We start from the raw sequence: 26,248 nt of genomic DNA on the forward strand, positions 1-26,248 counted from the left end.
GGCCGGTCCATCGATTCGTCCATCGGAAAGCGGGCGGGGCGGCGGCCGTCGGCGCGCGTGTCGGCGGGTGCGCCGCAGCGGCGCCCGGCATGCCGGCGCGGCGGCTGCACAAGGCGCCGCGCACGGCGGCATCGGAAAGCGTTGGCGGGGGGCGTTACCGGACGACCGTGAAGCCGCGCGTTTCCGGCTGCAGCGAGCAGGCGTCGACCGCTTGCAGCCGCCACGCGCCTTCGGCGTAGCGCTTGTCGCCGAGCACCACGTCGCCGTGTCCGGCATCCACCGTCGGCCCGACTTTTTCGAAGGACAGACCCTGCAGCTGGCATAGCGCCTCGCCGCTGTCGGCGGCGCACAGCGCGATCGCGCCTTCGACGTCCTTCACCTTGCCCCAGGTGGGCAGGTTGATGCCCTGATGCGCTTCTCTCGACCACAACTGTTCTTCGGTATCGAGCCACAGCACCGCGAACGACTGCTGGGTGGATGGACTGCTGCCGTTGATCCGGATGGTGAGGCGCATGTCGTCGTCTCCTGTCATGAAGTCGTCTGATCGATCCATACAGTCTAGAAAGCATGCTGCGGAACGCAAGTCGTGCCGCGCAATGTTGAAGTGCGCGAATCGTCGAGGTTCGATATGAACCGTCGCGAACCGGTCGACGCGTCGTCGCGCATGCATGCGGGTTCGATGCGTGCCGGCCGCGCGCGATGGCCGCGCGGCTGCATCGCGGGAATCGGTTCCGGCTCGCGCGCGCCGCGCGTCCGGAGGCAGGCCGGCCGCGCGCGCGAGGCCGTGGGGCGGCGCGCGAGCGCATAGCATCGGCCGGCCTATCGATATGAAGAACGCTTGGTTCGCGTCGCGCGCCACGCTCGCTACGATCGCGCCCTGATCCACGCCGAACGCGTTCACGATGAATGGCACCGTTTTCACCGCAGCGGCCGTTGCCCGGCACTTCGGCGCGACCGTCGCGCTGGAGCGCGTCGATTTGTCGCTGCGCGCGGGCGAAGCGGTCGCATTGATGGGCGCGAACGGGGCCGGCAAATCCACCTTCGTCAAGATCGTCAGCGGCGTGCTGTCCGCCGATGCCGGCGCGCTCACGCTGCGCGGCAAGCCCTATGCGCCCGCGTCGCCGCAGGCCGCGAAGCGCGCCGGCGTGGCCACCGTTCACCAGTCCGTCGCCGACGCGGTCGCGCCGACGCTGTCGATCGCCGACAACCTGCTGCTCGACGCGCTTTGCGATCCGCTCGCGCGCTGGCTTGCCGCACCGGCGGCGCGATTGCGCGCCGCCGCGCCGCTTGCCCGGCGCGTCGGTCTTTCGGCCGATCTGCGCGCGCCGCTCGGTTCGCTGCCGCTCGCGGCGCAGCAGCTTGTCGTGATCGCCCGCGCGCTGGCCGGCCGGCCGGCGCTGCTGATCCTCGACGAACCGACCGCCAGCCTGTCCGCGCCCGAGGCGGAACGCCTGTTCGCGCTGCTCGACACGCTGCGCGCGGAAGGCGTCGCGATCCTGCTGGTGTCGCATCGTTCCGGCGATCTGAAACGCCTCGCGGACCGCATCGCGATCCTGCGCGACGGCCGGATTGTGTCGACCCTGACCCCGCCGTTCGATCTCGATGCGGCCGTCGACACGATGATCGGCCGCACGCTGTCGCGGGACGCGGCGCGCCGCGCCGGCGCGCATCGGATCGCGGACGAGACGGGCGTCGATGTCGGCGCGGCCGGCGACGGTTTCCGCGCGCGCGGTGTGCGCGTGTACGCGCACAGCACGCCGTTCGATCTGGACGTGCGGCGCGGCGAGATCGTCGCGATCGCCGGGCCGGTCGGCGGCGGCAAGTCCCGTTTCGCGCACGCGATCTTCGGCGCCGCGCCGCTCGCCGCCGGCGCGATGACGCTCGACGGCGCGCGCTGGCACCCGCGCTCGCCCGCCGCCGCGATTCGCGGGCGGGTGTTTCTCGCGGGCGAGGATCGCTGGCGCGCGTCGCTGTTTCCGGACAGCGTGCCGTTCGCGACGCTCGCCGGCACCTTGAGCCTGCCGTTCCTGTCGCGCTGGTTTCCGTCCGGCTTCGTCCGCCCGCGCCGCGAACGCCGCGCCGCGCGGGAGGCGATCGCCCGCTTCGGGATTCGCTGCGACGGCCCCGACGACCGCCTGAGCCGCTTGTCCGGCGGCAACCAGCAGAAGGCGGTGATCGCGCGCTGGCACCTGGAGCCCGCGCGGCTGCTGCTGCTCGACGAGCCGTTCCAGGGCATCGACATGGGCGCGCGCGCCGATCTGATCGCGTTGTTGCGCCGCGACGCGGGCGAACGCGCGACGCTCGTGTTCGTGAGCGATCTCGAGGAAGCGTATGCGCTCGCCGACCGCGTCGTGCACTTCGATCGCGGCGCGCCGGAGCCCGCCGCGCCGCACGCGCTCGCCGCGCCCTGATCACCGTTTCGAGGAACCCGTCCGCATGAAAGCCCCTTCATCCGCCGCTCCGCCGTCGCAAGCGCTGCCTTCGCAGCCGCGCGCGAATGCATCCGCGCGCCATGCGCGGGCCGCGCTGCGCGCGCGGCTCGAACAGGCCGGCATCCTGCTCGTGCTGGCGGTGCTGGTCGCCGTCTTCGCGCTGCGCGAGCCCGCGTTCCTGCAGATCGACAATCTGTTCAGCATCCTGCAGGCGGTATCGATCGTCGCGCTGCTCGGTATCGGCGTGACGGTGACGCTCGCGGTCGGCGGCTTCGATCTGTCGGTCGGCAGCGTGGCCGCGTGCGCGCAGATGGCGGCGAGCTACGTGCTGGTCGTCTGGCACGGCGGCGCCTGGGCGGCGGTCGGCGTTTGCGTGGCACTGGGCGTCGGAGCGGGTCTCTTCAACGGTCTGCTGATCACGCGGCTGCGCGTGCCCGATCAGCTCGCGACGCTCGGCACGCTGTTCCTGCTCGCCGGGCTGCAACTGATTCCGACGGGCGGCCGCTCGCTCGCCACCGGCGCGATCCTGCCCGACGGCACCGAGGCGACGGGCGTGTTTCCCGACGCGTTTCTCGCGCTCGGGCGGCTGCGTCTGTTCGACGTCGTGCCGCTGCCGGTGCTCGCGGTCGCCGTCGTCACCGTCGTGGCCTGCGTGGCGACGGAGGCGACGCGTTTCGGCCGCGTGCTGTATGCGATCGGCGGCAACGAGACCGCGGCCCGGCTCGCGGGTGCGCCGACCGCGCGCTACCGGGTCGCGGCCTACGTCGTATCCGGCACGCTCGCGTCGCTCGGCGGCGTGCTGATCGCGGCGCGGGTCGGACGCGGCGACGCGAGCGCGGGCCATGCGCTGCTGCTCGACGCGGTCGCGGCGTCGCTGGTCGGCTACGCGGCGTGGGGCGCGAAACGCCCGAACGTCGCGGGGACGGTGCTCGGCGCGGTGTTCGTCGGCGTGCTGCTCAACGGGCTCACGATGCTCAACGCGCCGTACTACATGCAGGACTTCATCAAGGGCCTGCTGCTGGTGTGCGCGCTCGCGTTCACGTTCGGCATCGGCGCGAAGGCGATCCGCTGACCGGTCCCGGGCGCGGCAATTTCCGCGCGGGAATAACCATTCCAGAATCAATCGGTTTGTGCCGGCGGAGCCGGTTGATAGATTGATCCTTTGTGTCAGCTCATGGAGACCTGCATGTCCGCGATACTCGAAACGGCGCCCGCGCCGGAACATGGCGCCCAGGCCGGCCCGGCCCGCGTGATCGGGAGCGATCGGGAAGCGCTCGACGTGGCCGCCGACATCGCGCGGCGCCTCGCGGCCGGCGCGGTCGAGCGCGATCGCGAGCGCCGCCTGCCGCACGAGGAAATCGACTGGTTCTCGCAAGCGGGGCTATGGGGCATCACGGTGCCGAAGGCATACGGCGGCGCGGGCGTGTCGTACGTGACGCTCACCGAGGTCGTGAAGCGGATCGCGGCGGCGGACCCGTCGCTCGGACAGCTGCCGCAGAACCACTTCGGGCTGGTCGACGTGATCGCGCTGACGGGCAGCGACGAGCAGAAGCGTTTCTTCTTCGGCGAGATCCTGAAAGGCAAGCGTCTCGGCAACGGCTTTTCCGAGAAGGGCACGAAGCATGTGCTCGATCTCAAGACGAAGGTGACGCGCGACGGCGACGGGTACCGCGTCGACGGCACCAAGTTCTACTCGACGGGCGCGCTGTTCGCGCATTACGTGCCCGTGCTCGGGCTCGACGACGAGCGCAAGGGCTGGCTCGCGTATATCCCGCAGGGCACCCCGGGGCTGACGGTGATCGACGACTGGTCGGGCTTCGGCCAGCGCACGACAGCGAGCGGCACGGTGCGGCTCGAGGCGGTCCGCGTGCCGGCGTCGCACGTGTTTCCCGCGCATCGCGTGTCCGACCTGCCGACGCTGAACGGCCCGATCTCGCAGATCATCCAGGCGGCGATCGATGCGGGTATCGCGCATGCCGCGCTCGACGACACGCTGCGCTTTGTCCGCGAGCGGTCGCGGCCGTGGATCGACAGCGGCGTCGAACGCGCGAGCGACGATCCGCTGACGATCCGCGAAACCGGCCGCCTGTTCATCCACCTGCACGCCGCCGACGCGCTGCTCGAGCGCGCCGCGCGCACGCTCGACGCGATCGCCGCGCAGCCGGAAGTCAGCGAGGACGACGTGGCGCGCGCGTCGGTCGCGGTCGGCGAGGCGAAAGTACTGACGACCGAGATCGCGCTGCTCGCGAGCGAAAAGCTGCTCGAGCTGGCCGGCACCCAGGCGACGCTCGCCGAGCACGGGCTCGACCGCCACTGGCGCAATGCGCGCACGCATACGCTGCACGATCCGGTGCGCTGGAAATACCACCTGGTCGGCAATTACTATCTGAACGGCGCGAAACCCGCGCGCCATCCGTGGAACTGAACCGATGAACGCACTGGTGCAATCCGCGGCCGCGCAGGCGGCGCGCCGCATCGCATCCGACCAGGAAGCGCTCGACGCGGCACACGCGTTCGCGGCCACCATCGCCGCCGGCGCGGCGGAGCGCGACCGCGACCGCCGCTTGCCGTACGGCGAGCTGGATGCCTATTCGGCCAGTGGCCTGTGGGGCATCGCGGTGCCGCGCGAATTCGGCGGCGCGGCGGTGTCGGCGGCCACGCTCGCGGCGGTGACCGCGATCGTGTCGGAGGCCGACCCCGCGATCGGCCAGATTCCGCAGAATCATTTCTACATGCTCGAAGTGCTGCGCGTGAACGGCACGCGCGATCAGCAGCGCTTCTTCTTCGAACGCGCGCTCCTGGGCGAGCGCTTCGGCAACGCGCTGTCCGAGCGCGGCACGAAGACGGTGCGCGACTACCGCACCGCGATCACGCCGGACGGCGCGGGATTCCGGCTCAACGGCCAGAAGTTCTATTCGACGGGCGCGCTGTTCGCGCACTGGATCCCGGTGGTCGCGAAGGACGCGAACGACGTGCTGCACGTGGCGTTCACGTCCGCTCGCGCGCCGGGCCTGACGGTCGAGGACGACTGGAGCGGGTTCGGTCAGCGCACCACGGGCAGCGGCACGACCCGGCTCGACAACGTGTACGTCGACGCGGCGGCGGTCGTGCCGTACAGCGCGGCGTTCGACGCGAAGCCGACCCCGGTCGGTCCGCTCGGGCAACTGCTGCACGCGGCCGTCGATCTTGGCATCGCGCGCGCCGCGTTCGCCGACGCGCGCCGCTTCGTACGCGAGCGGGCGCGGCCGTGGGTCGACGCGCAGGTCGAGCGCGCGAGCGACGATCCGCTCACGCTCGAGTTGTTCGGCAGGCTCGCGCTGGAACTCGACGCAGCCGATGCGCTGACCGAGCGGGCGGGGTGGCGCGTGGACGCGGCAATCGACGACGCGAACGCGCGCACGGTGGCCGCCGCGTCGATCGCGGTCGCGAAGGCGCGGGCGGCGACGACCGAGATCGCGCTGCATGCGTCGTCGCGGCTGCTCGAGCTGGCGGGGACGCAGGGCGTGCTCGCCGAGCACGCGCTCGACCGCCACTGGCGCAACGCGCGCACCCATACGCTGCACGATCCGGTGCGCTGGAAGTACGTCGCGATCGCCAACTACCATCTGAACGACACGCTGCCGCCGCGTCACGGCGCGCTGTGAACAAGGCCGCGTTCGCATCCGCATCCGCATCGAGAGACGCCCCACGATGACTCGCCCGATCCGTTTCAACGCATTCGACATGAACTGCGTCGGCCACCAGTCGCCCGGCCTGTGGGCGCATCCGCGCGACCAGTCGTGGCGCTACCGGCAGTTGAGCTACTGGACCGAACTGGCGCAGCTGCTCGAACGCGGCAAGTTCGACGGGCTCTTCATCGCCGACGTGCTCGGCATCTACGACGTCTATCAGGGCAGCGGCGAGGCCGCGATCCGGCAGGGCGCGCAGGTGCCTGTCAACGATCCGGTGCTGCTCGTGTCGGCGATGGCGGCCGTCACGCAGCATCTGGGATTCGGCGTGACCTGTTCGCTGTCGTACGAGCATCCGTATCCGTTCGCGCGGCGCATGTCGACGCTTGATCACCTGACCAACGGGCGGGTGGGGTGGAACGTCGTCACCTCGTATCTCGACAGCGCCTCGCGCAATCTCGGGCTGCCGCAACAGGTCGACCACGATGCCCGCTACGCGCTGGCCGACGAGTATCTCGAGGTCTGCTACAAGCTCTGGGAAGGGTCGTGGGAGGACGGCGCCGTCGTGCGCGACGTCGAGCGCCGCCGGTTCGCCGAGCCCGGCAAGGTGCACCCGATCGGCCATCGCGGGACCTACTTCGACGTGCCGGGCATCCATCTGTGCGAGCCGTCGCCGCAGCGCACGCCGGTGCTGTACCAGGCGGGCGCGTCGAAGCGTGGCAAAGATTTCGCGGCGCAGCACGCGGAATGCATTTTCGTGGCGGCGCCGTCGCGCACGATCCTGAAGGCGTTCGTCGCCGACATCCGCGCGCGCGTGCAGCGCTTCGGCCGCGATCCGCACGACGTGCTGATCTTCAACCTGCACACGGTGATCACGGGCCGCACGTCGGCCGACGCGCACGCGAAGCACGCCGAGTACCGGCGCTATGCGAGCGACGAAGGCGCGCTCGCGCTGATGTCGGGCTGGACCGGCATCGACCTGTCGAAATACGCGCTCGACGAGCCGCTCAGGCACGTCGAGAGCAACGCGATCCAGTCGGCCGTGGAAGCCTTGTCGAGCGCGGACCCGACCCGGACCTGGACCGTGCGCGAGATTGCCCGCTGGGGCGGGATCGGCGGACTCGGGCCGGTGTCGGTCGGCGATCCGCGCGAGATCGCCGACGATCTGCAGTCGTGGGTCGACGAGACCGACGTCGACGGCTTCAATCTCGCCTACGCGGTGACGCCCGAAACCTTCGTCGACGTGGTCGACCTGGTCGTGCCGGAACTGCAGCGGCGCGGGCTGTACAAGACGGCCTACGCGGAAGGCACGCTGCGCGAGAAGCTGCACGGCGCGGGGCCGCGCCTCGCGGCCCCGCATCCCGGCGCGCGCTACCGCGTGGGCGGCGAGCGCGCGGCGCGGGCCGAGTCGCGCGGCTGACGCCGCCGACAGGCGCGGCGATCGAATTTTTCTCGGGAGTGACCATGCGGATGTCAGGGCGGGCAGTGCGCCGGATCGTGCTGGCGGTGTCGTTGTCGGTGATGGGGGCGGCGGCCGTCGCGGCCGGGCCGTTGCGGGACGCGCCCGCGCCGTTCGACAAGGGCGGCGTGAAGATCGCGCTCGTCAACTATCTGTCGACGGGCGATTTCTTCCAGGCCTACGAGGCGGGCGCGCAGAAGCAGGCGAAGGCGCTCGGCGTCGACCTGCGCATCTACGAAGGGCGGCAGGACGCCGCCGAGCAGCGCGAGCAGATCCAGCAGGCGATCAGCCTCGGCGTCGCGGCGATCGTCATCAATCACGGGCTGCCCGAGTCGCTGCGCGACGTCGTGCAGCGCGCGCTCGACAAGGGCATCAAGGTGGTGGCGTTCGACGTCGACCTGAATCATCCGAAGGTGCCGCAGATCGAGCAGAGCGATCGGGATCTCGCGACGCTGGTGCTCGACCAGGCGGTGAAGGACAACGGCCCGTCGTTCGCGGCAGGCTACGTGTACGTCGCGGGCTTCGCGCCGCTCGACCGTCGCGACGCCGTGTGGCGCGAGTTCAGGCAGGCGCGGCCCGGGGTGCAGGAAAAGGCGCGCTGGGGCACGGTCGACAACCCGATCGCGCAGTCGGTCGCGAATCAGGCGGCCGCCGCGTATCGCGCGCATCCCGAGATCCGCGTGGTGTTCGCGCCTTACGACGAATTCGCGCGCGGCGCGCTGCTGGCCGCGAACGAGGCGAAGCTCGGCGCGAAGCTGCGGATCTACAGCGCGGACATCTCGACCGCCGACATCGCCGCGATCCGCGCGCCCGGGAGCGCGTGGGTGGCGACGGCGGCGACCAACCCGGCGGTGGTCGGCGCCGTGTCGGTGCGCGCGGCGGCGCTGCTCGTGGCCGGGCAGGATCCGGGCCGCCGGATCGTCGTGAAGCCGACCCTGATCACGCGCGACGACCTCGTGCGCAACGACATCCGCACGGTGGCCGAACTGGGCGCGAAATTCCCGGCGTTCCGCGCGAGCGATGCCGCGCGCGCAAGCTGGATTCCGTCGACGGATTGAGCGCGAACCGGGCGCCGCCGGGGCGGCGACGTGTCCGGCGTCCCCTCGCGTCGGCGCGTTGCCGCGCCGACGCGAGGGCCGGTCATGCCGCGAACGCGCGCGATTCCCGGCGGCCTTTGATCGGCCACTCCCTCGCGGGCAGCGTGATGATGAAGCGTGCGCCGCCGAGCGGCGTCTCGTCGAGACGGACGTCGCCGCCGTGGACCAGCGCCACGCGTCGCACGATGGTCAGCCCGAGGCCGAAGCCGCCCGTTTGCCGGTCGCGGCTCGAGTCGAGGCGATGGAACGGCTCGAACACGCGGTCGCGGTCGGCCGGCGGAATGCCGGGGCCGTCGTCCTCGACCGTCAGCACCAGCGCGCCCGCGTCGCCGAGCGTCGCGCGCACCGCGATGGACGTCGCCGCGTAGCGCGAGCTGTTGCGAATCAGGTTCAGCAGCGCGCGGGCGACCAGCTTCGGATCGCACACGTGCGACACGGGGGCGCCGCGGGTCGCCACGGCGAGCGTCAGCTTGAGATCGGCGACGTCGTCCGCGACGCTCGCCACGACGCTGTCGACCAGCTCGTTGACCGCCACCTGCATCAGCACCAGATGCCCCTCGCCCTGTTCGAGGCGGCTGATCGTCAGCAATTCGGTCACCAGGTCGTCCAGTTCGCGGACGTCGTGCCGCAGCGCGTCCTGGCGCTCGCGCATGCGTCCGGCGGAATCGGGCGACGACAGCAACGCGAGGCCGAACTCCAGCCGGGCGAGCGGCGTTTTCAGTTCGTGGGAGATGCTGTTCATCATGTCGCGCTGCTGCTGGATCGACGCTTCGATGCGCTGCGCCATGTCGTTGAACTGTTCCGACAGCTCGTAGATGTTCGATTTCTTCGACAGCCGCACGCGGGTCGACAGCCGCCCGGAGCCGAACGAGCGCGCGGCGGCCTGCAGCTGGAGCAGGTCGCGCCAGTGGTAGTACACCCAGAACACGACCGCGACGAGGGTCGCCAGCGCGATGACCAGGTACGCGTAGATGCGGATGTCGAGATCGTCCCATTCGTTCGGATGCGCGTGCACGACGTAGCCGTCGGCGAGCGGCATGTAATAGTCCTTGTTGTCGTAGCTGACGACGATCAGGCCTTTCTGCAGGTCGCGCCACTGGCTGTCGTTCAGGGCCGCGCGCACGGCGCTCGACGGCGTCAGGTTGAAGCCGTCGCTGCCGTGCCGGTTCAGCTCCTCGAGCGCGGCGCGGCGCGCGTTGCCCGGATGCCGCGCGAGGTAGTCCGTCAGCACGAACTGATAGGCGCTCAGCGACCGGCGCTCGCTCGCGACGATGCGCTCGTGGAAGAAGCGCAGGAACGAATGGTTGACGAAGAAAACCCCCGCGCCGGCACAGACGATGATGACGAGGTACAGCTTGATGAGGGAGCGGAACATTCATTCGTCCCAGGCGGAGGGGCTGAACAGGTAACCGCGTCCCCAGATGGTCTTGATCTTGTGAGGTTCGGACGACGCGTCCTCGAAGCGCCGCCGGAGTTTCGAAATGCCGGAGTCGACCGAGCGGTCGATGCCGTCGAACTCGATGCCGCGCAGCTGTTTCAGGATGTCGTCGCGGCTCAGCACCGTGCCGGCCGAGCGCGCGAGGATCAGCAGCAGGTTGAATTCGGCGGTCTTCAGGTCGACCGGTTCGCCGCGCCACGTGACGGTGCGGTTCGGCGGCGAAATCACCAACTCGCCGAACACCAGGCCGGCCGGCTCCGCGGCCGGCTCGGCGGGGGTCGCCGGCTGCACGCGGCGCAGCAGCGCGCGGGCGCGCGCGACCAGCACGCGCGGCTCGATCGGCTTGGTCACGTAGTCGTCGGCGCCGGTCTCGAGCCCCGCGATCTGGTCGTACACGTCCGCGCGCGCGGTGAGGATCAGCACCGGCACGTTCGAGAAGCCGCGAATGCGGCGGCACACTTCCATGCCGTCGAGATTCGGCAGCATCAGGTCGAGAATCACCAGCGCGGGCAGATGCTCGCGCACGGCCGCGACGGCGAGATCGCCGCGGCGGATCACGGTGACGGAAAATTCATAGCCGTCGAGGTACTCGCGGATCAGCTGCGCGAGCCGATCGTCATCCTCGATCAGCAGGACGCGGTATTTGAGCGTTACGTCGTTCATGGTCTCCTCGAGTGACCCCCGCCGTCCGTCCGTTCGACGCGAATCGGGGCAGGGCAGGTAAATTTTATCCGTCCGGCCGGCGGGCGGCGAGACGCCGCGACAATCGCCAACAATCGAACACATTTCAGTACATATTCCCGCAACTTTAGGGACAGTTTCGGGGGGCACACACCTCTAGACTGCGAACTCCTCGACTCTTATCTCATAATTGTGCGCCCCAGTCTCCAACACTTCCGCTACTGCGTTCCGTTCGCCGGCCTGATGTCGATGGTTCCCGCTCATGCCGAAAATGTCTACACGTTCGGGCTTGGCGGCGGCGTCGCGCCGCGCTACCAGGGGAGCAACGAGTATCGCGGCGTCGTCGCCCCGGTCTTTTCTGCCGAATTCGGCAGCGGCTTCTTCATCAGCACGCAGGATGGCGCGGGATACCGGCTGACGCTGCCGCACGGCACCTTCGTGTCGGCGGCCGTTTCGTACGACTCGGGGCGCAAGGACGAGAACCGCTTCGGCGAGTCCGGCTCGGATTACCTGAAGGGCATGGGCAACATTCCGGGCTCGGTGATCATGTCGGTGCAGGCGGGCGTCAAGCTTTACGGCGACAGCGTGCTGAGCGTCACGCTCGACACGCCCGTCACGCATACCACGCGCGGCCTGTCCGGCCACGTCGATCTCGCGGTGCCGATCTTCAAGACGGCGAAGCACCAGATCGTCGTGACGGGCACCGTGCACGCCGGCTCGGGGCGCTACACGCAGACGTTCTACGGCGTGACCGACGCGCAGTCGATGACGAGCCGGTTCCGGCCGTACTCGACCAAGGGCGGCATCGACAGCGCGTCGATGGCCGTCGCCTGGACCTACACGATCTCGCCGCGCTGGTCGGTGCTGACGACGGCCGGCGTCACCCGGCTGCTCGGCCAGTACGGCAACAGCCCGATCGTGCAGGCGAAATCCAATTACTTCGGTCTGACGGCGCTGACTTACCGTTTCTGAAGGAGGCTATGGTGTTGATCTGGAAAACCGCCCTGTCGCTCAACTGGCGCACGAGTCTCGTGTCGCCGGCGAGTGCGCCCGCGGCAGCGGCGAACGTCGAACGGCTGGTGCTCACGGGCGCGACGGGTTTCATCGGCGGTTCCGTGCTCGTCGCCCTGGTCAACGCCGGGCTGCTCGACCGGGTGGTGTGCCTGGTGCGGGCGCGGGACCGGGCGCACGGGCTCGAGCGGCTGCGCGCCGCCGCGCTGCGCGGCGGTCTCGCGCCGTACTGGGCGGACCGGCTGAGCGAAGCGAACGTGATCGCGGGCGAGCTGGGCGGCGCGTTTTCCGCTGCGGACGAGGCGCGGCTGCTGGGGGCGTCGCAGGTGATCAACTGCGCGGGCATGGTGACGTTCTCCGAGAAGTCGGCGGTGTCCGCGACCAACGTCGACAGCACGCTGCGCTTCGCGGCGCGCTTCGTCGGCAGCGCCCGCCTGCAGCGCTTCACGCATGTCAGCGCGGCGATGGTCGCCGGGCGCAGCGGCGGCGGCACGGTGTTCGAGGAGGATGGTCCGGTGGAAGGCACCGGCCGGCGCGGCGTCGATCGCGTGCTGTATACGCGCAGCAAGCGCGAAGCGGAGCAGCAGTTGCGCGGGCTCGGCCTGCCGCTCGTGATCGCGCGGCCGTCGAGCGTCGTCGGGCATACGGTGCTCGGCACGCAGCCGTCGGCGAGCACCTTCTGGATGTTCCGGATCATTCACGCGGCGCGGCGCTTCACCGCGCGGCCGATGACGCGCCTCGACGTGGTGGCGGTCGACGATTGCGCGCGGGCGCTGATGCTGCTGGCGGTCAAGCCGACGCTGTCGCACGACACGTACCACGTGTCGGCGGGCGACGAAGCGCCGACCGTCACGCAGATCGTGAGGGCGATGGACGAGGCGGCGGGCATCGAGGGCGTGCAGCGCTACGCGCTGTGTTCGGCGGCGGATTTCCCGCTGATCGCGCGCGACGTGCTCGGCCGCGGCGACCGCGCGCGCGAGCGGCTGATCGAGCACGCGCTGCAGCAGTATGCGCGCTTCGCGGAGCTCGACTACGTGTTCGACAATGCGCGAGTGCGCGACGAAATCGATTTCGAACCGCTGCCGTTCGTCGACTACGTGAACGAGTGCATGCGCACATCGCGCGGCATCGGCGTGATGGACCAGATGCGCCGCACGCTCAGATAAGCCGGCGCGCGGGCGGGGCGGCGCGTGGCCGCCCGCCGCGTCCGGACGCTTGCTGCGTCACGACGGTGCGCCGCTTGCCTCGATCAACTTGTCGAGCGCGGCGTACACCTCGCCGAGCGCTTCCACGCCGAAGCGCTGTTCCAGCGCCCGGTATTGCGCGTCGATGCGCGGACTGATCTCGGCGACGAGCTTCAGGCTCTGCGCCGTCAGGCTGACGATCAGCCGACGCTGATCTTCCTGCGCGCGGGTGCGCCGGATCAGCCCGTCGCGCTCCATTCTCTCCAGCACGCCCGTGAGGCTCGGGCTCAGGATGCAGCAGCGCTTCGCGATCTGCCCGGCTTCCAGCTCGTGCGACGGCTCGCCGTCGAGCACGCGGATGATCCGCCATTGCTGCTCCGTCAGCGCGAATTCCTTCAGGATCGGGCGGAATCGGCCCATCAGCGCTTCGCGGGCCTCGAGCAGCAGCATGGCCAGATTGCGATGATCGAAGGTGCGATTCATGAAAGTCCAGTGACGACGTATGATGTCCTCATATTAACAGGGGAGTTAATAGGGCGGCATAACGGAAGATTCCCTCAGGGTTATCGCGGTTGTACTTTTCCAAACCTATAGTTAATATGTTAAGTAATTGGATCGAGCCGCGTCGCGGCAAGGGAAGCTGGCATGGAGCTGTCTTGTGTCGCCGAAGCCGGGCCGCGTGAAGCGGTGCGCATCGGTACGGTATACGGCGTTCTGCTGAACGACCGCGGCGCGCTCGCCGCGCTCGGCGACGCCGTCCATCAGGCGCCCTACGGCAAGCCGCCGCAGGCGCCGGTGCTCTACATCAAACCCGCCAACACGCATGCGGCCGACGGCGCGGCGGTCGTCGTGCCGCACGGGGTCGAAGCGCTGGAAATCGGCGCGTCGATCGGCGTGGTGTTCGCGCGCCGCACCACGCGGGTGTCGCCCGCGCAGGCGCTCGCTCACGTGAAGGGGCTGACGCTCGCGAGCGACGTCTCGGTGCCGCATCCCGACTATTACCGTCCCGCCGTCCGCTTCAAGTGCCGCGACGGCTTCTGCCCGCTCGGCCCGGCGCTCGTCGCGCCCGCGCAAGCCGGCGATCCCGATCGGCTGGCGTTGACGGTGCGGGTCGACGGCGTGCCGCGCTTCGAGGCCAGCACCGCGAACCTGATCCGCCCGGTCGCGCAGCTGATTGCCGACATCTCGTCGTTCATGTCGTTCGACGCCGGCGACGTGCTGCTGCTGGGCGTGGCGGCCGGCGCGCCGCGCGTTCGCGCGGGCAGCCGGGTCGAGATCGATGCGCCCGGGCTGGGCGTGCTGCGGCATACGCTGGTGGCGGAGGCGCTCCGATGAAAACGGCGCGAGTCATCTACAACGGCGCGCTGCATGCGGCCGAACCGGCCGGCGACGGGCTGATCCGCCTCGATACCGGGCGCGTGCTGGGCGAGGCGGAGGTCGGCTGGCTGCCGCCCGTCGCGCCGCGCACGACCTTCGCGCTGGGCCTGAACTACGCCGATCACGCGAAGGAGCTGGCGTTCAAGGCGCCCAGCGAGCCGCTCATCTTCCTGAAGGGACCGAATACGTTCGTCGGCCATCGCGCGCACACGGTGCGCCCGGGCGATGCGACGCACATGCATTACGAGTGCGAGCTGGCCGTCGTGATCGGCCGCGCGGCGCGCGGCGTGAAGCGCGCGGACGCGCTCGACTACGTGCTCGGCTATACGGTCGCGAACGACTACGCGATCCGCGACTATCTCGAGAACTACTACCGTCCCAACCTGCGCGTGAAGAACCGCGATACCTGCACGCCGCTCGGGCCGTGGCTCGCGAGCCGCGACGAGATCGGCGATCCGATGAACCTCGCGCTGCGCACGACGGTCAACGGGCGCGAGACGCAGCGCGGCAGCACCCGCGACATGATCTTCGACATCCCCGCGCTGATCGAATACATCAGCGGCTTCATGACGCTCGCGCCGGGCGACCTGATCCTGACCGGCACGCCCGAGGGGCTGGCCGACACGCAGCCGGGCGACGAGGTCGTGACCGAGATCGAAGGCGTCGGCCGGCTGGTCAACACGATCGTCGCGGAAGCGGACTACTATCGCGCCGGCTGAGCCGGGCGCACAAGGAGAAACGGATGAGCATCAAGCACTGGATCGACGGCCGCGAGGTGGCGAGCCGCGACACCTTCACGACCACCAACCCCGCGACCGGCGACGTGATCGCCGAGGTGGCGTCGGGCGGCGAAGCCGAGGTCGACGCGGCGGTGCGCGCCGCGAAGGCCGCGTTTCCGAAATGGGCGAACACGCCCGCGAAGGAGCGGGCGAAGCTGATGCGCAAGCTGGGCGAGCTGATCGAGCGCAACGTGCCGATGCTCGCCGAGCTGGAGACGCAGGACACCGGGCTGCCGATCTCGCAGACGAAGAAGCAGTTGATCCCGCGCGCGTCGGAGAACTTCAACTTCTTCGCGGAAGTGTGCACGCAGATGAACGGCCGCACGTATCCGGTCGACGACCAGATGCTGAACTACACGCTGTACCAGCCGGTCGGCGTGTGCGCGCTGATCTCGCCGTGGAACGTGCCGTTCATGACGGCCACCTGGAAGACCGCGCCGTGCCTCGCGCTGGGCAACACCGCCGTGCTGAAGATGTCCGAGCTGTCGCCGCTGACCGCCGACCAGTTGGGCCGGCTCGCGCTCGAGGCCGGGATTCCGCCGGGCGTGCTGAATGTCGTGCAGGGCTACGGCGCGACGGCGGGAGACGCGCTGGTGCGCCATCCGGACGTGCGCGCGGTGTCGTTTACGGGCGGCACCGTCACCGGCAAGAAGATCATGGAGCGCGCGGGGCTCAAGAAGTATTCGATGGAACTGGGCGGCAAGTCGCCGGTGCTGGTGTTCGCCGACGCCGATCTCGACCGCGCGCTCGACGCGGCGCTCTTCACGATCTTCTCGATCAACGGCGAGCGGTGCACGGCCGGCTCGCGCATCTTCATCCAGCGTTCGATCTACGACGGATTCGTCGCGGAATTCGCGCGCCGCGCGAACAACCTCGTGGTCGGCGATCCGATGCGCGACGACACCCATCTCGGCGCGATGATCACGCGCGCGCACTGGGACAAGGTGACGGGCTACATCCGGATCGGCGAGCAGGAGGGCGCGCGCGTCGTCGCGGGCGGCGCGGACAAGCCGGCCGGCTTGCCCGATCACCTGAAACAGGGCAATTTCGTGCGGCCGACCGTGTTCGCCGACGTCGACAACCGGATGCGGATCGCACAGGAGGAAATCTTCGGGCCGGTCGCATGCCTGATCCCGTTCGACGACGAGGATGAGGGCCTGAGGCTCGCCAACGACACCGCCTACGGTCTCTCGTCGTACATCTGGACCCAGGACGTCGGCAAGGTGCATCGCCTCGCGCGCGGCATCGAGGCGGGCATGGTGTTCGTCAACAGCCAGAATGTCCGCGACCTGCGCCAGCCGTTCGGCGGCGTGAAGGAGTCCGGTACCGGGCGCGAGGGCGGCGAGTACAGTTTCGAGGTGTTCGCCGAAATCAAGAACGTCTGTATTTCGATGGGCAGTCACCCGATCCCCCGCTGGGGCGTGTAAGCGGGCCGATAACCAATGCAAAGCCGCGCGCCGCGCCGGACGGCCGGCGCGCGGCAGGAGACTTACGATGGGCAAGCTGTCCCTTGCCGCAAAGATCACGCACGTGCCGTCGATGTATCTGTCCGAGATGCCGGGCAAGCATCACGGCTGCCGCGAGGCGGCGATCCGCGGCCACCAGGTGATCGGCGAACGCTGCCGCGCGCTCGGCGTCGACACGATCGTCGTGTCGGACGTGCATTGGCTGGTGAACGCCGGCTATCACGTCAATTGCAACCGGCGCTTCTCGGGCATCTACACGAGCAACGAGCTGCCGCACTTCATCCGCGACATGGCGTACGCGTATCCGGGCAATCCCGAGCTGGGCCGGCTGATCGCCGCGACGGCGACCGAGCGCGGCATCGGCACCCGCGCGCACGAGATCGACAGCCTCGAACTCGAATACGGCACGCTGGTGCCGATGCGCTACATGAACGGCGATCAGCATTTCAAGGTGGTGTCGATCGCCGGCTGGTGCATGTGGCACTCGCTCGACGAGAGCCGCCGGTTCGGCGAGGCGCTGAAAGCGGCGATCGAGGCGAGCGATTCGAACGTGGCCTTCCTCGCGAGCGGCTCGTTGTCGCACCGCTTCAACGACAACGGCAGCCCCGAGGAGTCGATCCACATGATCAGCCGCGAGTTCTTCCGGCAGGTCGACCTGCGGGTCGTCGAGCTGTGGAAGCAGGGCGATTTCGCGACGTTCTGCAAGATGCTGCCGGAGTACAACCAGCACTGCTTCGGAGAAGGCGGCATGCACGATACGGCGATGCTGCTCGGCCTGCTCGGCTGGGACCGCTACGACAAGCCGGTCGAGGTCGTCACCGATTACTTCGCCAGCTCGGGCACGGGCCAGATCAACGCGATCTTTCCGCTGCCCTGAGCGCGGCGGGTCGATACGCACGCAGCGCCACCAGGAGAAACCGTCATGCCGCACATCGTGGTCGAGTACACCGACAACCTCAAGGACGACGCCCGGATTCCCGTGCTGCTCAAGACGATCAACGACACGCTGATCGCGCAGGGCGGCGTGTTTCCGACGGGCGGCATCCGTTCCCGCGCGATCGAGCTGCGCGATTACCGCGTGGCCGACGGCGCGGAGGACGACGCGTTCGTGCACGTCACGCTGAAGATCGGCGCGGGGCGCAGCGACACGGCGAAGAAGGCGACCTGCGATGCGCTGTTCGATGCGATCAAGGCGCACTTCGCCGAGCTTTACGCGCGCCGCTATCTGGCGTTGTCGATGGAGCTGACCGAATTCAGCGAGGACGGCTCCTACAAGCACAACAACATCCATGCGCGCTACAAGCGCGCGGTGTGACCTTCATCGAACCCCACCCATGCTAGATTCCGCCACCATCGATTTGCTCGCCCGCAAGCTGCACGACGCGGAGCGCGAGCGCAAGCAGATCCGCCAGATCTCGCTCGACTATCCCGACATCACGATCGACGACGCCTATGCGATCCAGCGCACCTGGGTCGACTTCAAGATCGGCGAAGGGCGCGTGATGAAAGGACACAAGATCGGCCTGACGTCGAAGGCGATGCAATCGTCGTCGCAGATCGACGAGCCGGACTACGGCACGCTGCTCGACGACATGTTCTTCGACGACGGCGCGACGATTCCCGCCGACCGCTTCATCGTGCCGCGCGTCGAGGTGGAGCTGGCGTTCGTGCTCGGCAAGCCGTTGAAGGGACCCCACTGCACCGTGTTCGACGTCTACGACGCGGTGGACTACGTGGTGCCCGCGCTCGAGATCATCGATGCGCGCAGCCAGTCGATCGATCCCGATACGAAACGGCCCCGCAAGGTGTTCGACACGATCGCCGACAACGCCGCGAACGCCGGCGTCGTGATCGGCGGCCGGCCGATCCGTCCGATGGACGTCGATCTGCGCTGGGTCGCGGCGATCATGTCGCGCAACGGCGTCGTCGAGGAGACCGGCGTGGCGGCGGGCGTGCTGAATCATCCGGCGAACGGCGTCGCGTGGCTCGCGAACCGGCTCGCGCGTTTCGACGTCACGCTCGGCGCGGGCGAGATCATCCTCGGCGGCTCGTTCACGCGGCCGTGCCCGGCGCGGCGCGGCGACACCTTCAGCGTCGACTACGGTCCGCTCGGCGCCATTCACTGCTATTTCGAATAAGGGCGAGGCCGCGCGATGCAGATGCCAACCAATCCGTTCAAGGCGGCGCTCGCGCGCCGCGAAGCGCAGATCGGGCTGTGGGTCGGCCTGGCGAATCCGTACTGCGCCGAGGTGGTGGCGGGCGCGGGGTTCGACTGGCTGCTGATCGACGGCGAGCACGCGCCCAACACCGTGCCGACGATCCTCGCGCAGTTGCAGGCGGTGGCCGCGTATCCGTCGCATCCGGTCGTGCGGGTGCCGTGGAACGATCCGGTCGTCATCAAGCAGGTGCTCGACCTGGGCGCGCAGACGCTGCTGGTGCCGATGGTGCAGAACGCCGCCGAAGCGCGCGCGGCGGTGGCCGCCACCCGCTATCCGCCGCACGGCGTGCGCGGCGTGGGGAGCGCGCTGGCGCGGGCGTCGCGCTGGAACCGGGTCGACGGCTATCTGGCGCGCGCGAACGGCGACATGGCCGTGCTCGTGCAGATCGAGACGCGCGCGGGGCTCGAGCAGGCCGGCGAGATCGCCCGGGTCGACGGCGTCGACGGCGTGTTCATCGGGCCGGCCGATCTCGCGGCGGATCTCGGCCATCTCGGTCATCCCGGCCATCCGGACGTGCAGGCGGCGATCGACTGCGCGCTGGCGACGATCCTCGCGGCGGGCAAGGCGCCGGGCATCCTGTCCGCCGACGAAGCGGCCGCGCGCCGCTATCTCGAGGCCGGCGCGACGTTCGTCGCGGTCGGCGTGGATGCGACCTTGCTCGCGCGCAGCGCGGAGCGGCTGGCGGCGCAGTTCAAGAGCGGCGCCGCTGCGCGGGCGCCGAGCGGCGATACGACGTATTGACGAAGGCGGAGCGGGGCGCTTCGCGGCCGAGGCGCGCCGCGCGCACTCGCCGACCCGGCATCAGTCCGTTCGAAGCGCGCCGCGCGCCGGGATCGCGAAGTACCCGATGGCCGCGAGCAGCACCAGCGCGACCGCCACGAGGGCGATCCCGAAGTGCCGGTACGACGCGGCATCGTCGCCCGATGCGATGAAGATGCCGAATACCGCGACGCCGAACGCGCCGGAGATCTGCCGGCAGAAGTTCACGATGGCCGAGACCATGCCGCCGCGCTCCGGCCCGAGCGAGCGCATCGCGATCGCGGTGGTCATCGGCGGAATGAAACCGATGCCGAAGGTGGTCAGGACGAATGCCGGGAGCATCAGCGCGTAGCTGCCTTGCACCGAGGGAAGCGCCAGATACAGCAGGCCGGGAATCATCAGCGCGAAGCCGAGCGCGATCACGCGATCCGGGCCGTGGCGGCGGCTGATCCGGCTGCCCAGCAGGTTGGCGATCACGAGCGGCAGCGTGATCGGGATGAACGACAGCCCCGCTCGCAGCGGGCTCATGTGCAGATTGCGGCGGAAGTAGAGGCTCGCGAAGAACACCACGCCGAAATAGACGAAGTTGATCAGCCCGCCGAAGATCAGCGCCTTCCGGAGGCCGGTATCGCGGAACATCCGGAGCGGCACCGCCGGGTCCGCGAGCCGGCTTTCGATCGCGATGAACGCGCCGAACCCGAGCGCGGCCACCGCGCCCAGCGCCAGCCTGGTGTCGTGCGGCAGCGCCGCGTAGTCGATGATCAGGATCAGCAGCGCCGTCGCGAACGTCAGCACCAGGCCCTGGCCGATCCAGTCCTGCTTCCTGCCGGCGCGGCGCGGCGCGGCGGCGACATGCCGGGTGGTGAGCAGGATGCCGAGCGCGCAGACGGGCAGGTTGATCAGGAAGATGTACCGCCAGTTCGCGATCGAGGTAATCAATCCGCCGAGGATCGGGCCGCAGGTCAGCCCGGCGCCGCCGAACGCGACCCACGTCGACACCAGCGCGAGCCTCATGGGCTCGTTTTTCGAGAACGTTCCGTTGATCGCGGCGAGCGAGTTCGGCACGATGATCGCCGCGCCGATGCCCTGCAGGAAGCGCGCGGCCAGCATCAGCGAGATGGTCGGCGCGACGGCGCAGGCGAGCGAGCCGATCGCGAAGATCGCGTAGCCGACCATCAGGAACGTCTTGTTGCCGTAGCGATCGCCCAGGACGCCGGCGGACAGCAGCGCGACCGAGAACGACAGCGTGTACGCGTTCACGATCCACTGCAGCATCGCGACGTCGATCCCGTAGGTGCGCTGCAACGCGGGCAGGCTCAGGTTGACGATCGAGACGTCGAGCTGCACGACGAAATATCCCAGCGACGTCGCCGCCATGAACAGCACCAGCGGCCAGACGCGCATCGTGTCGTCCGGGGCGTCGGTCGGCGCGGCGGAGGGCGGGCCGGGGCGGGTTTGGATCATGGTTGTCGGATTGAACTTGGGGACGGGGGCCGGTCGGGCGAGGGAAACGTGCGATCGCTCCGCCGGCTAGATGATGCTGGATGAAGGATGCAGTGTGGCGTGATGTGCGTCCAATATATTATTCGCGGCTGATTAGGTCGGAAAAGCTATGAGTTGGCGGCGGGCGCGATCGCCGTGCGCGCGGTTCGGGCGCGGCATCCGGCGCGGGCGCCGCTGCTGGTCAGCGGCGCGGCCGGCCGTCGTCTCGCGATCCCGCGCCTTGCAGATACGCGCAGATCAGGTCGACAAGCTCCCGCTCCAGCTCCGGGGAGGTCAGCGTGCCTCGGCACGCGGCATCGTGGATCACGCCTTCGATCGCCGCCGACAGCACGCGCGCGGCAATCTCGCCGGAGGCGCCGGCACGGCCCATGTGGGTGGCGATGAAGGCGCGATAGCGTTCCAGGTATTCCGCCTCGAACGTGTGATGGGCGGCTTTCGATGCATCGTCGTTCGGCACTTCCTCCAGCAGGACGCGATGCAGCGCGGGATGCATGTCGTGGGCGGCCACCATGCCGCGCACCAGTTCCCCGGCGCGCTGCGGCAACGAGGCCGGGCCGGCGTCCGCCGACCGGACGACCGCCAGCACGTCGTCGAAATGGCGGCGCCGGATCGCATCGATCAGCGAGAGCTTGTTCGGGAAGTACTGGTACAGCGAGCCGATGCTTACGCCCGCGACCACGGCGACCTCGTTCGTGGTGAAGCCCGCCCAGCCCCGTTCGCCCAGAACGCGAGCCCCGGCAACCGTGATCGCCTCGACCGTCGCGCGTGAGCGCGCTTGGCGCGGCGCCTTGCGCATCGCCGTTTTCGGCGCGGGAATGCGAGTAGACATGGCGGTGTCCTCTTTTCAGAATATGAGCAATTTACTCGCATTTTGATCTGGAGAACAGCGATGTCCGAATGGCCTTGTCACAGCCGTGCAGTGAGATTGGCGGCGCACCCCGAGGGGCTGCCCCGGCCGGAGCATTTCGAGATCGTTTCGGTGCCGCTCGCGGCGCCGGCGGCGGGCGAGGTGCTGGTTCGCAACCGCTATTTTCGGGTGGCGGCATCGTTGCGCATGATGATCGCCAAGGGCGCGGCGGAAATCGAGGGCGTGCCGCTTCCTGCGCTGCGCCCGGGCGATGCGCTCGCGGACGAGGCGTTGGGCGAGATCGTTGCCGCGCCGCCGGGGAGTGGGTTGGCGTGCGGCGATTGGGTGCTGCATCCGTTCGGCTGGCGCGAGTACGCGGCGATCCCGGCCGACGCGTGCGTGCGGGTCGGTGACGTGCTGCCGAGCCGCACCGCGCATCTCGGACATGGCGCGACGGCCTATGCGGCGCTGACGCGCGGCGTGCGGATTCTGCCGGGGGACACGGTGTTCATTACCAGCGCGGCGGGCGCGGTCGGTTCGATGGCGGGGCAGATCGCGCGACTGCTGGGCGCCGCGCGGGTGATCGGGAGCACGGGTTCGATCGCCAAGGCGAACCGGTTGACCAGCGAGCTGGGTTACGACGCGGTGGTGGTGCGCGGTGAGCGGCCGCTTGCCGAGCAGTTGCGGGAAGTCGCGCCCGAGGGGCTGGATGTCGTCATCGATACCGTGGGGGGCGAGCAGTTGCAGATCGCGATCGGTGCCGCGCGCAACCATGCGCGGGTGCTGGTGCTGGGGGCGTTGTCGGGGCAGCTTGCGGCGAGCGGAAGCGGCAGGGTCGCGCCTGTCGAACTGGATTCGTTTCAGTTGCTGCTGAAGAAGATCACGATACGGGGCTATAGCGCCGATGACGATCCGGATGCGCTGGCGGAGTGGCTGGTGTGTCTGGGCGGGTGGCTGCGCACGGGGGATATTCGTTTTCCCCATGTCGTGATCGACGGGCTCGATGCGGCGTTGGGGGCGATTCAGGGGGTGGCGGAGGGCAGGTATTTCGGGACGGTATTGGTTGGGTTGTGAGGGGTGGGGCTCAGCCGCGTTGCGGCATGTCAGCGGTCGAACGTTGAACGATGATTCGTTAGAATCCGCCTGAGACTTTTCGGGGGGAAGTGTGGACAACGCGACGTTTACATCATTGGCAACTGGACTACTTGTTGTCGTGGGAATCGCCCAAGCTGCCGTGCTTGTGGGGCAACGACGTCAGCAACGACTTGATTGGGTCGAGATCTATCGTCACAGATGGTCCGACATGCAGCAAAGTTTTGCGCAGGTCATTTACCTGGGCCGTGAATATGGGGCGTACTACCAGGTAGCGGACCTCGACTTTATCGAGAGGCTCAATGCGGCCACCGCCAAAGCCACGCTTAACGCGCCTACGATATGGGCACGGGCTTCCGCGCGAGATGTCTGCGGTATTTTGAGTGATGTCTGCCAGAGAATGATGCAGGGCAGATTGCATGTTCAAGAGGTCTATCCGATCTTCGGTACCGAGTTGCTTCGCCACAGTGCTGCCCTGCGCGCACTACTCGACGGTTCTTATCTGCCGATTTACGGGAAGTCCGGGCCTAGCGATGCGGATCGCCGGCACGATAATATTCGGCGCGAAGTACAAACCTGGCTCGTGTGTCACGACGGAATACGTCGTAGGTGTCTGATCCTGATCGATTTGCTCTGGGCCGAGGCCGCGCGCCTGGAAGATTTGCCGCCGGAAGATCTGATGCGAGCGGCCGAAGCAAAGAAATTAACGGGTGAGCGCAATCGTACGCGCCTGTTGAACGAGGTGCTTCGTTTAAACGGACGATCGGCAATATTTCGCGGCATGCGGTTGGCGAGGTTTCTGCGACATGCAGAATATCGAACGTCCGCTCGCGGTATCGGCCTCGATCCGGAGAGACTGAAGCGACTCGATTCGGAGTGGACTACACGGTATTTGGGCACGTAGCGTTGGGACGAAAGGCCCATGGCGTCGCTATTGAGGGTTTGAGCGACCGGGTCGTGGTTCGACTTTGGTTGAGCCGTCATCCGGGGCGGCGGCGAAGCGGACTGCCGCGGAACCTTGAAGGCGGTCATTGGCTCGATCCATGGTGAACGATCGCTTCGGGTTGGAAGCCGTCGCCTGCGTACGGTGGTAACCGGCCATCAACGGACGTTCGACAGGGTGCCGCAGATCGTCGAAAATCAGGCGGGCAGTCACACGGATAGATACCCTAACCATTTCGCGTTGCGCGCTAGGCAACGTAGTTGGTTGAAACTGGGCTTATTGCAAATGACACGATTGACGATACGTTTGAACATGCTGGCTCGGTTGTTCGTCCCAATCGCTCTTGTGGGATGCACCGCGCCGTCGCCACCCGATCCGACGGTCAATTTCATCGGAGCTGCTAGTACTGCCAGTAACGGGATCGCTTGTCACTTCCGCGCGCCGATCTATCCAGCCAGTGAGATGCAGTATCTGCATCAAGGCACGGTGTATGTGCAGTACACGGTGAGTAAATCCGGGCAGATAACAGACGTCTTCGTTTGGAAAACCAGCGGCTATCCACTCTTCGATGCGTCAGCAGTCGAAGCGATTCAGAAATCGGAGTGCGTAGTACCAGCAACGGCGAACGCGGACCGTTACCGGTTGCGTGTGCCAGTCAGTTTCTCGCCAAGCAATTCCTTATCGGACGGGGTTCCGCCGTGTCCAAACTCCGCGTCGAGCGCTGGCTCATCTGGCAATTCGATTGTGCGCATTGAGTGCCAGTGATTGTGAGTGCAGTTGTATATATGACGGGATACCGCCGTTAGTGCGTTCGACCCTACACCAGCTACGCACCGAAAGCCGGATAGTTTGAACGGCCGCATTCGCGAAAATCGAGCGCCAGTTCAGTGTCGTGTACGGAAGTTCGAGGCCGACGTGCGTCACGGTGTCCGCCGACCCGCTTCGATTTCCGGATTCGGCCAACAAGAGACGCTCGATCGAGCCAGCTAGTGCATGAACATTACGCTATCCTCCGATATAGTTGGACCCCCAGCAGCCATCCACCTCGAAGGACACCAATGATCGACCACGTCTACATCTCAGTCACCGACATCGACAAGGCGATGACGTTCTATTCGGAAGCCTTGAAGCCGCTGGGCTGGAAGGTGTTCGGCAACTACGACTCCGCCTCGGGCCCGGATGGCATCCCGGATCTTTATGGCATCGGCGACGATGTTTACGGTAGCGGAAAGGGTGTTGGATCGAGCATCTGGCTACGTCAACGCAAGCACGGCGAGACTGGCCTTTACCTCGGGATCGTCTGCGACACGACTGAACTGGTTGACGCCGCCTACGCAGCAGCAATCAAAGCCGGCGGCATCGATGAGGGGAAGCCAGCAGATCGTACCTACTTCGCCCCCGGATACTACGCCGCCAATGTTGCCGACCTGGATGGCAACCGTCTTGAGTTTGTACATAAGGCGTGGAACCCCAAGCGAAACTGATAGCAATTCATCAGATACGAGGAGGCCGGGGCTGCCAATACCCGCATCCGGCGATCCTTTACCGAATGTGCTGTGCGACTGACCGCAACGGGTCGGGAACGGAAGTTCGAGGCCGACGTGCGTCACGGTGTCCGCCGACCCGCTTCGATTTCCGGATTCGGCCAAGAGGCGACGCTCAAGGCGGCGAAGCGACTGGCAGCTTTATGGCGCACCTCGGCCTTCCGGGGGCATCAGAACATCGGGTGAGCATCCGGATAGAGCGCCGTTCTGAGCGCGAAGCCACCTAGCACCACGAATATGATCGCCGCGACGATATGCACCGCCTTTGTCGGCAAGCGGTCAGCGAACTTGTGCCCGAGATAGATGACGGGGACATTCGCGAGCATCATGCCCAACGTCGTACCGGCAACGACTCCAAAAAACTCGTGAAAGCGCGCGGCCAGCGCAACCGTCACCACCTGTGTCTTGTCGCTCATTTCGGCAAGGAAGAACGTCACCACTGTCGTGCCGAACACGTCCATATGTCTCTTCGTGACGGCATCTGTCTCGTCTAGCTTGTCTGGAATCAGAATCCAGATGGCCATCAGTGCGAATGACGCGACAACGGCCCAGTTCATGACATGGGGATTGATGACGTTCGCGAGCCACGCGCCCAGCGCGCCGGAAAACCCGTGATTGACCAGCGTTGCGACGAAAACGCCGAGCACGATCGGAATGGGCTTGCGATAACGGGCCGCGAGAACGAGTGAGAGCAGCTGGGAATTTCGGCAAGGGCGACCACTCTGGTCGAGGCAAGGAAGGATTCCATG

At 67.8% G+C, this 26,248-nt stretch carries 25 protein-coding genes and 1 pseudogene; 19 read left to right on the forward strand and 7 right to left on the reverse strand.

Annotated features, from left to right (window positions below):
- Positions 1 to 154: 154 nt before the first annotated feature.
- Complete coding sequence (locus RZR99_RS19150) at positions 155 to 514, reverse strand: DUF3564 family protein (protein ID WP_323121343.1); 360 nt, start codon at positions 512 to 514, stop codon at positions 155 to 157.
- Positions 515 to 902: 388 nt separating this feature from the next.
- Between RZR99_RS19150 and RZR99_RS19155 the strand changes: the two genes are divergently transcribed.
- The 6 genes from RZR99_RS19155 to RZR99_RS19180 all read left to right on the forward strand — a co-directional run bounded on the left by RZR99_RS19155 (position 903) and on the right by RZR99_RS19180 (position 8,617).
- Positions 903 to 2,411 (forward strand): sugar ABC transporter ATP-binding protein, encoded by a 1,509-nt coding sequence (locus RZR99_RS19155; protein ID WP_323121344.1) that lies wholly within the window; start codon positions 903 to 905, stop codon positions 2,409 to 2,411.
- A gap of 25 nt (positions 2,412 to 2,436) precedes the next feature.
- Positions 2,437 to 3,504 (forward strand): ABC transporter permease, encoded by a 1,068-nt coding sequence (locus RZR99_RS19160; protein ID WP_323121345.1) that lies wholly within the window; start codon positions 2,437 to 2,439, stop codon positions 3,502 to 3,504.
- Positions 3,505 to 3,618: 114 nt separating this feature from the next.
- A complete protein-coding gene (locus RZR99_RS19165) occupies positions 3,619 to 4,857 on the forward strand; it encodes an SfnB family sulfur acquisition oxidoreductase (RefSeq protein ID WP_323121346.1) in 1,239 nt (412 codons plus the stop codon).
- Between the two features lie 4 nt (positions 4,858 to 4,861).
- Positions 4,862 to 6,076 carry an SfnB family sulfur acquisition oxidoreductase gene (locus RZR99_RS19170; RefSeq protein WP_323121347.1) on the forward strand — a complete coding sequence of 405 codons (1,215 nt, stop codon included), beginning with the start codon at positions 4,862 to 4,864 and terminating at the stop codon, positions 6,074 to 6,076.
- 46 nt (positions 6,077 to 6,122) lie between these two features.
- Entirely contained in the window at positions 6,123 to 7,520 is a 1,398-nt protein-coding gene (locus tag RZR99_RS19175) for an LLM class flavin-dependent oxidoreductase (RefSeq protein ID WP_323121348.1), read from the forward strand.
- 101 nt (positions 7,521 to 7,621) lie between these two features.
- Positions 7,622 to 8,617: a substrate-binding domain-containing protein gene (locus tag RZR99_RS19180; protein ID WP_323121412.1), complete on the forward strand. Its 996-nt coding sequence runs from the start codon at positions 7,622 to 7,624 to the stop codon at positions 8,615 to 8,617.
- An 82-nt stretch (positions 8,618 to 8,699) separates the two neighbouring features.
- Here RZR99_RS19180 and RZR99_RS19185 read toward each other — a convergent pair whose 3' ends face one another.
- Complete coding sequence (locus RZR99_RS19185; protein WP_323121349.1) at positions 8,700 to 10,031, reverse strand: ATP-binding protein; 1,332 nt, start codon at positions 10,029 to 10,031, stop codon at positions 8,700 to 8,702.
- Positions 10,032 to 10,757, reverse strand: coding sequence for a response regulator (locus RZR99_RS19190; protein WP_323121350.1), 726 nt, complete (start codon positions 10,755 to 10,757; stop codon positions 10,032 to 10,034). It abuts the gene before it with no gap.
- A 267-nt stretch (positions 10,758 to 11,024) separates the two neighbouring features.
- Here RZR99_RS19190 and RZR99_RS19195 point away from each other — a divergent pair, with 267 nt between their 5' ends.
- The gene (locus RZR99_RS19195) at positions 11,025 to 11,747 is read left to right on the forward strand and encodes a MipA/OmpV family protein (RefSeq protein WP_323121351.1); all 723 of its coding nucleotides are present in this window, start codon (positions 11,025 to 11,027) and stop codon (positions 11,745 to 11,747) included.
- 11 nt (positions 11,748 to 11,758) lie between these two features.
- Positions 11,759 to 12,952 carry an SDR family oxidoreductase gene (locus tag RZR99_RS19200; RefSeq protein ID WP_323121413.1) on the forward strand — a complete coding sequence of 398 codons (1,194 nt, stop codon included), beginning with the start codon at positions 11,759 to 11,761 and terminating at the stop codon, positions 12,950 to 12,952.
- 57 nt (positions 12,953 to 13,009) lie between these two features.
- On the opposite strand, the gene hpaR is transcribed toward RZR99_RS19200, so the two are convergent.
- Complete coding sequence (gene hpaR / locus RZR99_RS19205; RefSeq protein WP_323121352.1) at positions 13,010 to 13,453, reverse strand: homoprotocatechuate degradation operon regulator HpaR; 444 nt, start codon at positions 13,451 to 13,453, stop codon at positions 13,010 to 13,012.
- A 162-nt stretch (positions 13,454 to 13,615) separates the two neighbouring features.
- Here hpaR and RZR99_RS19210 point away from each other — a divergent pair, with 162 nt between their 5' ends.
- The 7 genes from RZR99_RS19210 (at position 13,616) to hpaI (ending at position 19,552) form a co-directional block, all read left to right on the forward strand.
- Positions 13,616 to 14,305: a fumarylacetoacetate hydrolase family protein gene (locus RZR99_RS19210; RefSeq protein ID WP_323121353.1), complete on the forward strand. Its 690-nt coding sequence runs from the start codon at positions 13,616 to 13,618 to the stop codon at positions 14,303 to 14,305.
- Positions 14,302 to 15,066 carry a fumarylacetoacetate hydrolase family protein gene (locus RZR99_RS19215; protein ID WP_323121354.1) on the forward strand — a complete coding sequence of 255 codons (765 nt, stop codon included), beginning with the start codon at positions 14,302 to 14,304 and terminating at the stop codon, positions 15,064 to 15,066. The genes RZR99_RS19210 and RZR99_RS19215 overlap by 4 nt, the downstream gene beginning before the upstream one ends.
- A 23-nt stretch (positions 15,067 to 15,089) precedes the next feature.
- Positions 15,090 to 16,553, forward strand: a complete 1,464-nt coding sequence (hpaE, locus tag RZR99_RS19220) for a 5-carboxymethyl-2-hydroxymuconate semialdehyde dehydrogenase (RefSeq protein ID WP_323121355.1) — start codon at positions 15,090 to 15,092, stop codon at positions 16,551 to 16,553.
- A 67-nt stretch (positions 16,554 to 16,620) separates the two neighbouring features.
- Complete coding sequence (hpaD, locus tag RZR99_RS19225; protein ID WP_323121356.1) at positions 16,621 to 17,469, forward strand: 3,4-dihydroxyphenylacetate 2,3-dioxygenase; 849 nt, start codon at positions 16,621 to 16,623, stop codon at positions 17,467 to 17,469.
- Positions 17,470 to 17,514: 45 nt separating this feature from the next.
- On the forward strand, positions 17,515 to 17,907 hold the full coding sequence (locus tag RZR99_RS19230) for a 5-carboxymethyl-2-hydroxymuconate Delta-isomerase (RefSeq protein WP_323121357.1): 393 nt from the start codon (positions 17,515 to 17,517) through the stop codon (positions 17,905 to 17,907).
- Between the two features lie 19 nt (positions 17,908 to 17,926).
- Positions 17,927 to 18,730 carry a 2-oxo-hept-4-ene-1,7-dioate hydratase gene (hpaH, locus tag RZR99_RS19235; RefSeq protein WP_323121358.1) on the forward strand — a complete coding sequence of 268 codons (804 nt, stop codon included), beginning with the start codon at positions 17,927 to 17,929 and terminating at the stop codon, positions 18,728 to 18,730.
- Positions 18,731 to 18,745: 15 nt separating this feature from the next.
- Complete coding sequence (hpaI, locus tag RZR99_RS19240) at positions 18,746 to 19,552, forward strand: 4-hydroxy-2-oxoheptanedioate aldolase (protein ID WP_323121359.1); 807 nt, start codon at positions 18,746 to 18,748, stop codon at positions 19,550 to 19,552.
- Positions 19,553 to 19,612: 60 nt separating this feature from the next.
- On the opposite strand, the gene RZR99_RS19245 is transcribed toward hpaI, so the two are convergent.
- Together RZR99_RS19245 and RZR99_RS19250 are read right to left on the reverse strand one after the other, a co-directional pair.
- On the reverse strand, positions 19,613 to 21,034 hold the full coding sequence (locus RZR99_RS19245; RefSeq protein ID WP_323121360.1) for an MFS transporter: 1,422 nt from the start codon (positions 21,032 to 21,034) through the stop codon (positions 19,613 to 19,615).
- 220 nt (positions 21,035 to 21,254) lie between these two features.
- Entirely contained in the window at positions 21,255 to 21,902 is a 648-nt protein-coding gene (locus tag RZR99_RS19250) for a TetR/AcrR family transcriptional regulator (RefSeq protein WP_323121361.1), read from the reverse strand.
- A gap of 60 nt (positions 21,903 to 21,962) precedes the next feature.
- Between RZR99_RS19250 and RZR99_RS19255 the strand changes: the two genes are divergently transcribed.
- The 4 genes from RZR99_RS19255 to RZR99_RS19265 all read left to right on the forward strand — a co-directional run bounded on the left by RZR99_RS19255 (position 21,963) and on the right by RZR99_RS19265 (position 25,439).
- A complete protein-coding gene (locus RZR99_RS19255; protein WP_323121362.1) occupies positions 21,963 to 22,994 on the forward strand; it encodes an MDR family NADP-dependent oxidoreductase in 1,032 nt (343 codons plus the stop codon).
- Positions 22,995 to 23,085: 91 nt separating this feature from the next.
- Positions 23,086 to 23,916 (forward strand): hypothetical protein, encoded by an 831-nt coding sequence (locus RZR99_RS19260; protein ID WP_323121363.1) that lies wholly within the window; start codon positions 23,086 to 23,088, stop codon positions 23,914 to 23,916.
- 351 nt (positions 23,917 to 24,267) lie between these two features.
- On the forward strand, positions 24,268 to 24,720 hold the full coding sequence (locus RZR99_RS33345) for an energy transducer TonB (protein WP_407655478.1): 453 nt from the start codon (positions 24,268 to 24,270) through the stop codon (positions 24,718 to 24,720).
- Positions 24,721 to 25,013: 293 nt separating this feature from the next.
- Positions 25,014 to 25,439, forward strand: a complete 426-nt coding sequence (locus tag RZR99_RS19265) for a VOC family protein (RefSeq protein ID WP_323121364.1) — start codon at positions 25,014 to 25,016, stop codon at positions 25,437 to 25,439.
- 230 nt (positions 25,440 to 25,669) lie between these two features.
- Here RZR99_RS19265 and RZR99_RS19270 read toward each other — a convergent pair.
- Positions 25,670 to 26,247: pseudogene (locus tag RZR99_RS19270) on the reverse strand (TMEM165/GDT1 family protein).
- Position 26,248 lies beyond the last annotated feature (1 nt).

This window comes from Burkholderia alba (assembly GCF_034721475.1).
Lineage (GTDB): Bacteria > Pseudomonadota > Gammaproteobacteria > Burkholderiales > Burkholderiaceae > Burkholderia > Burkholderia alba.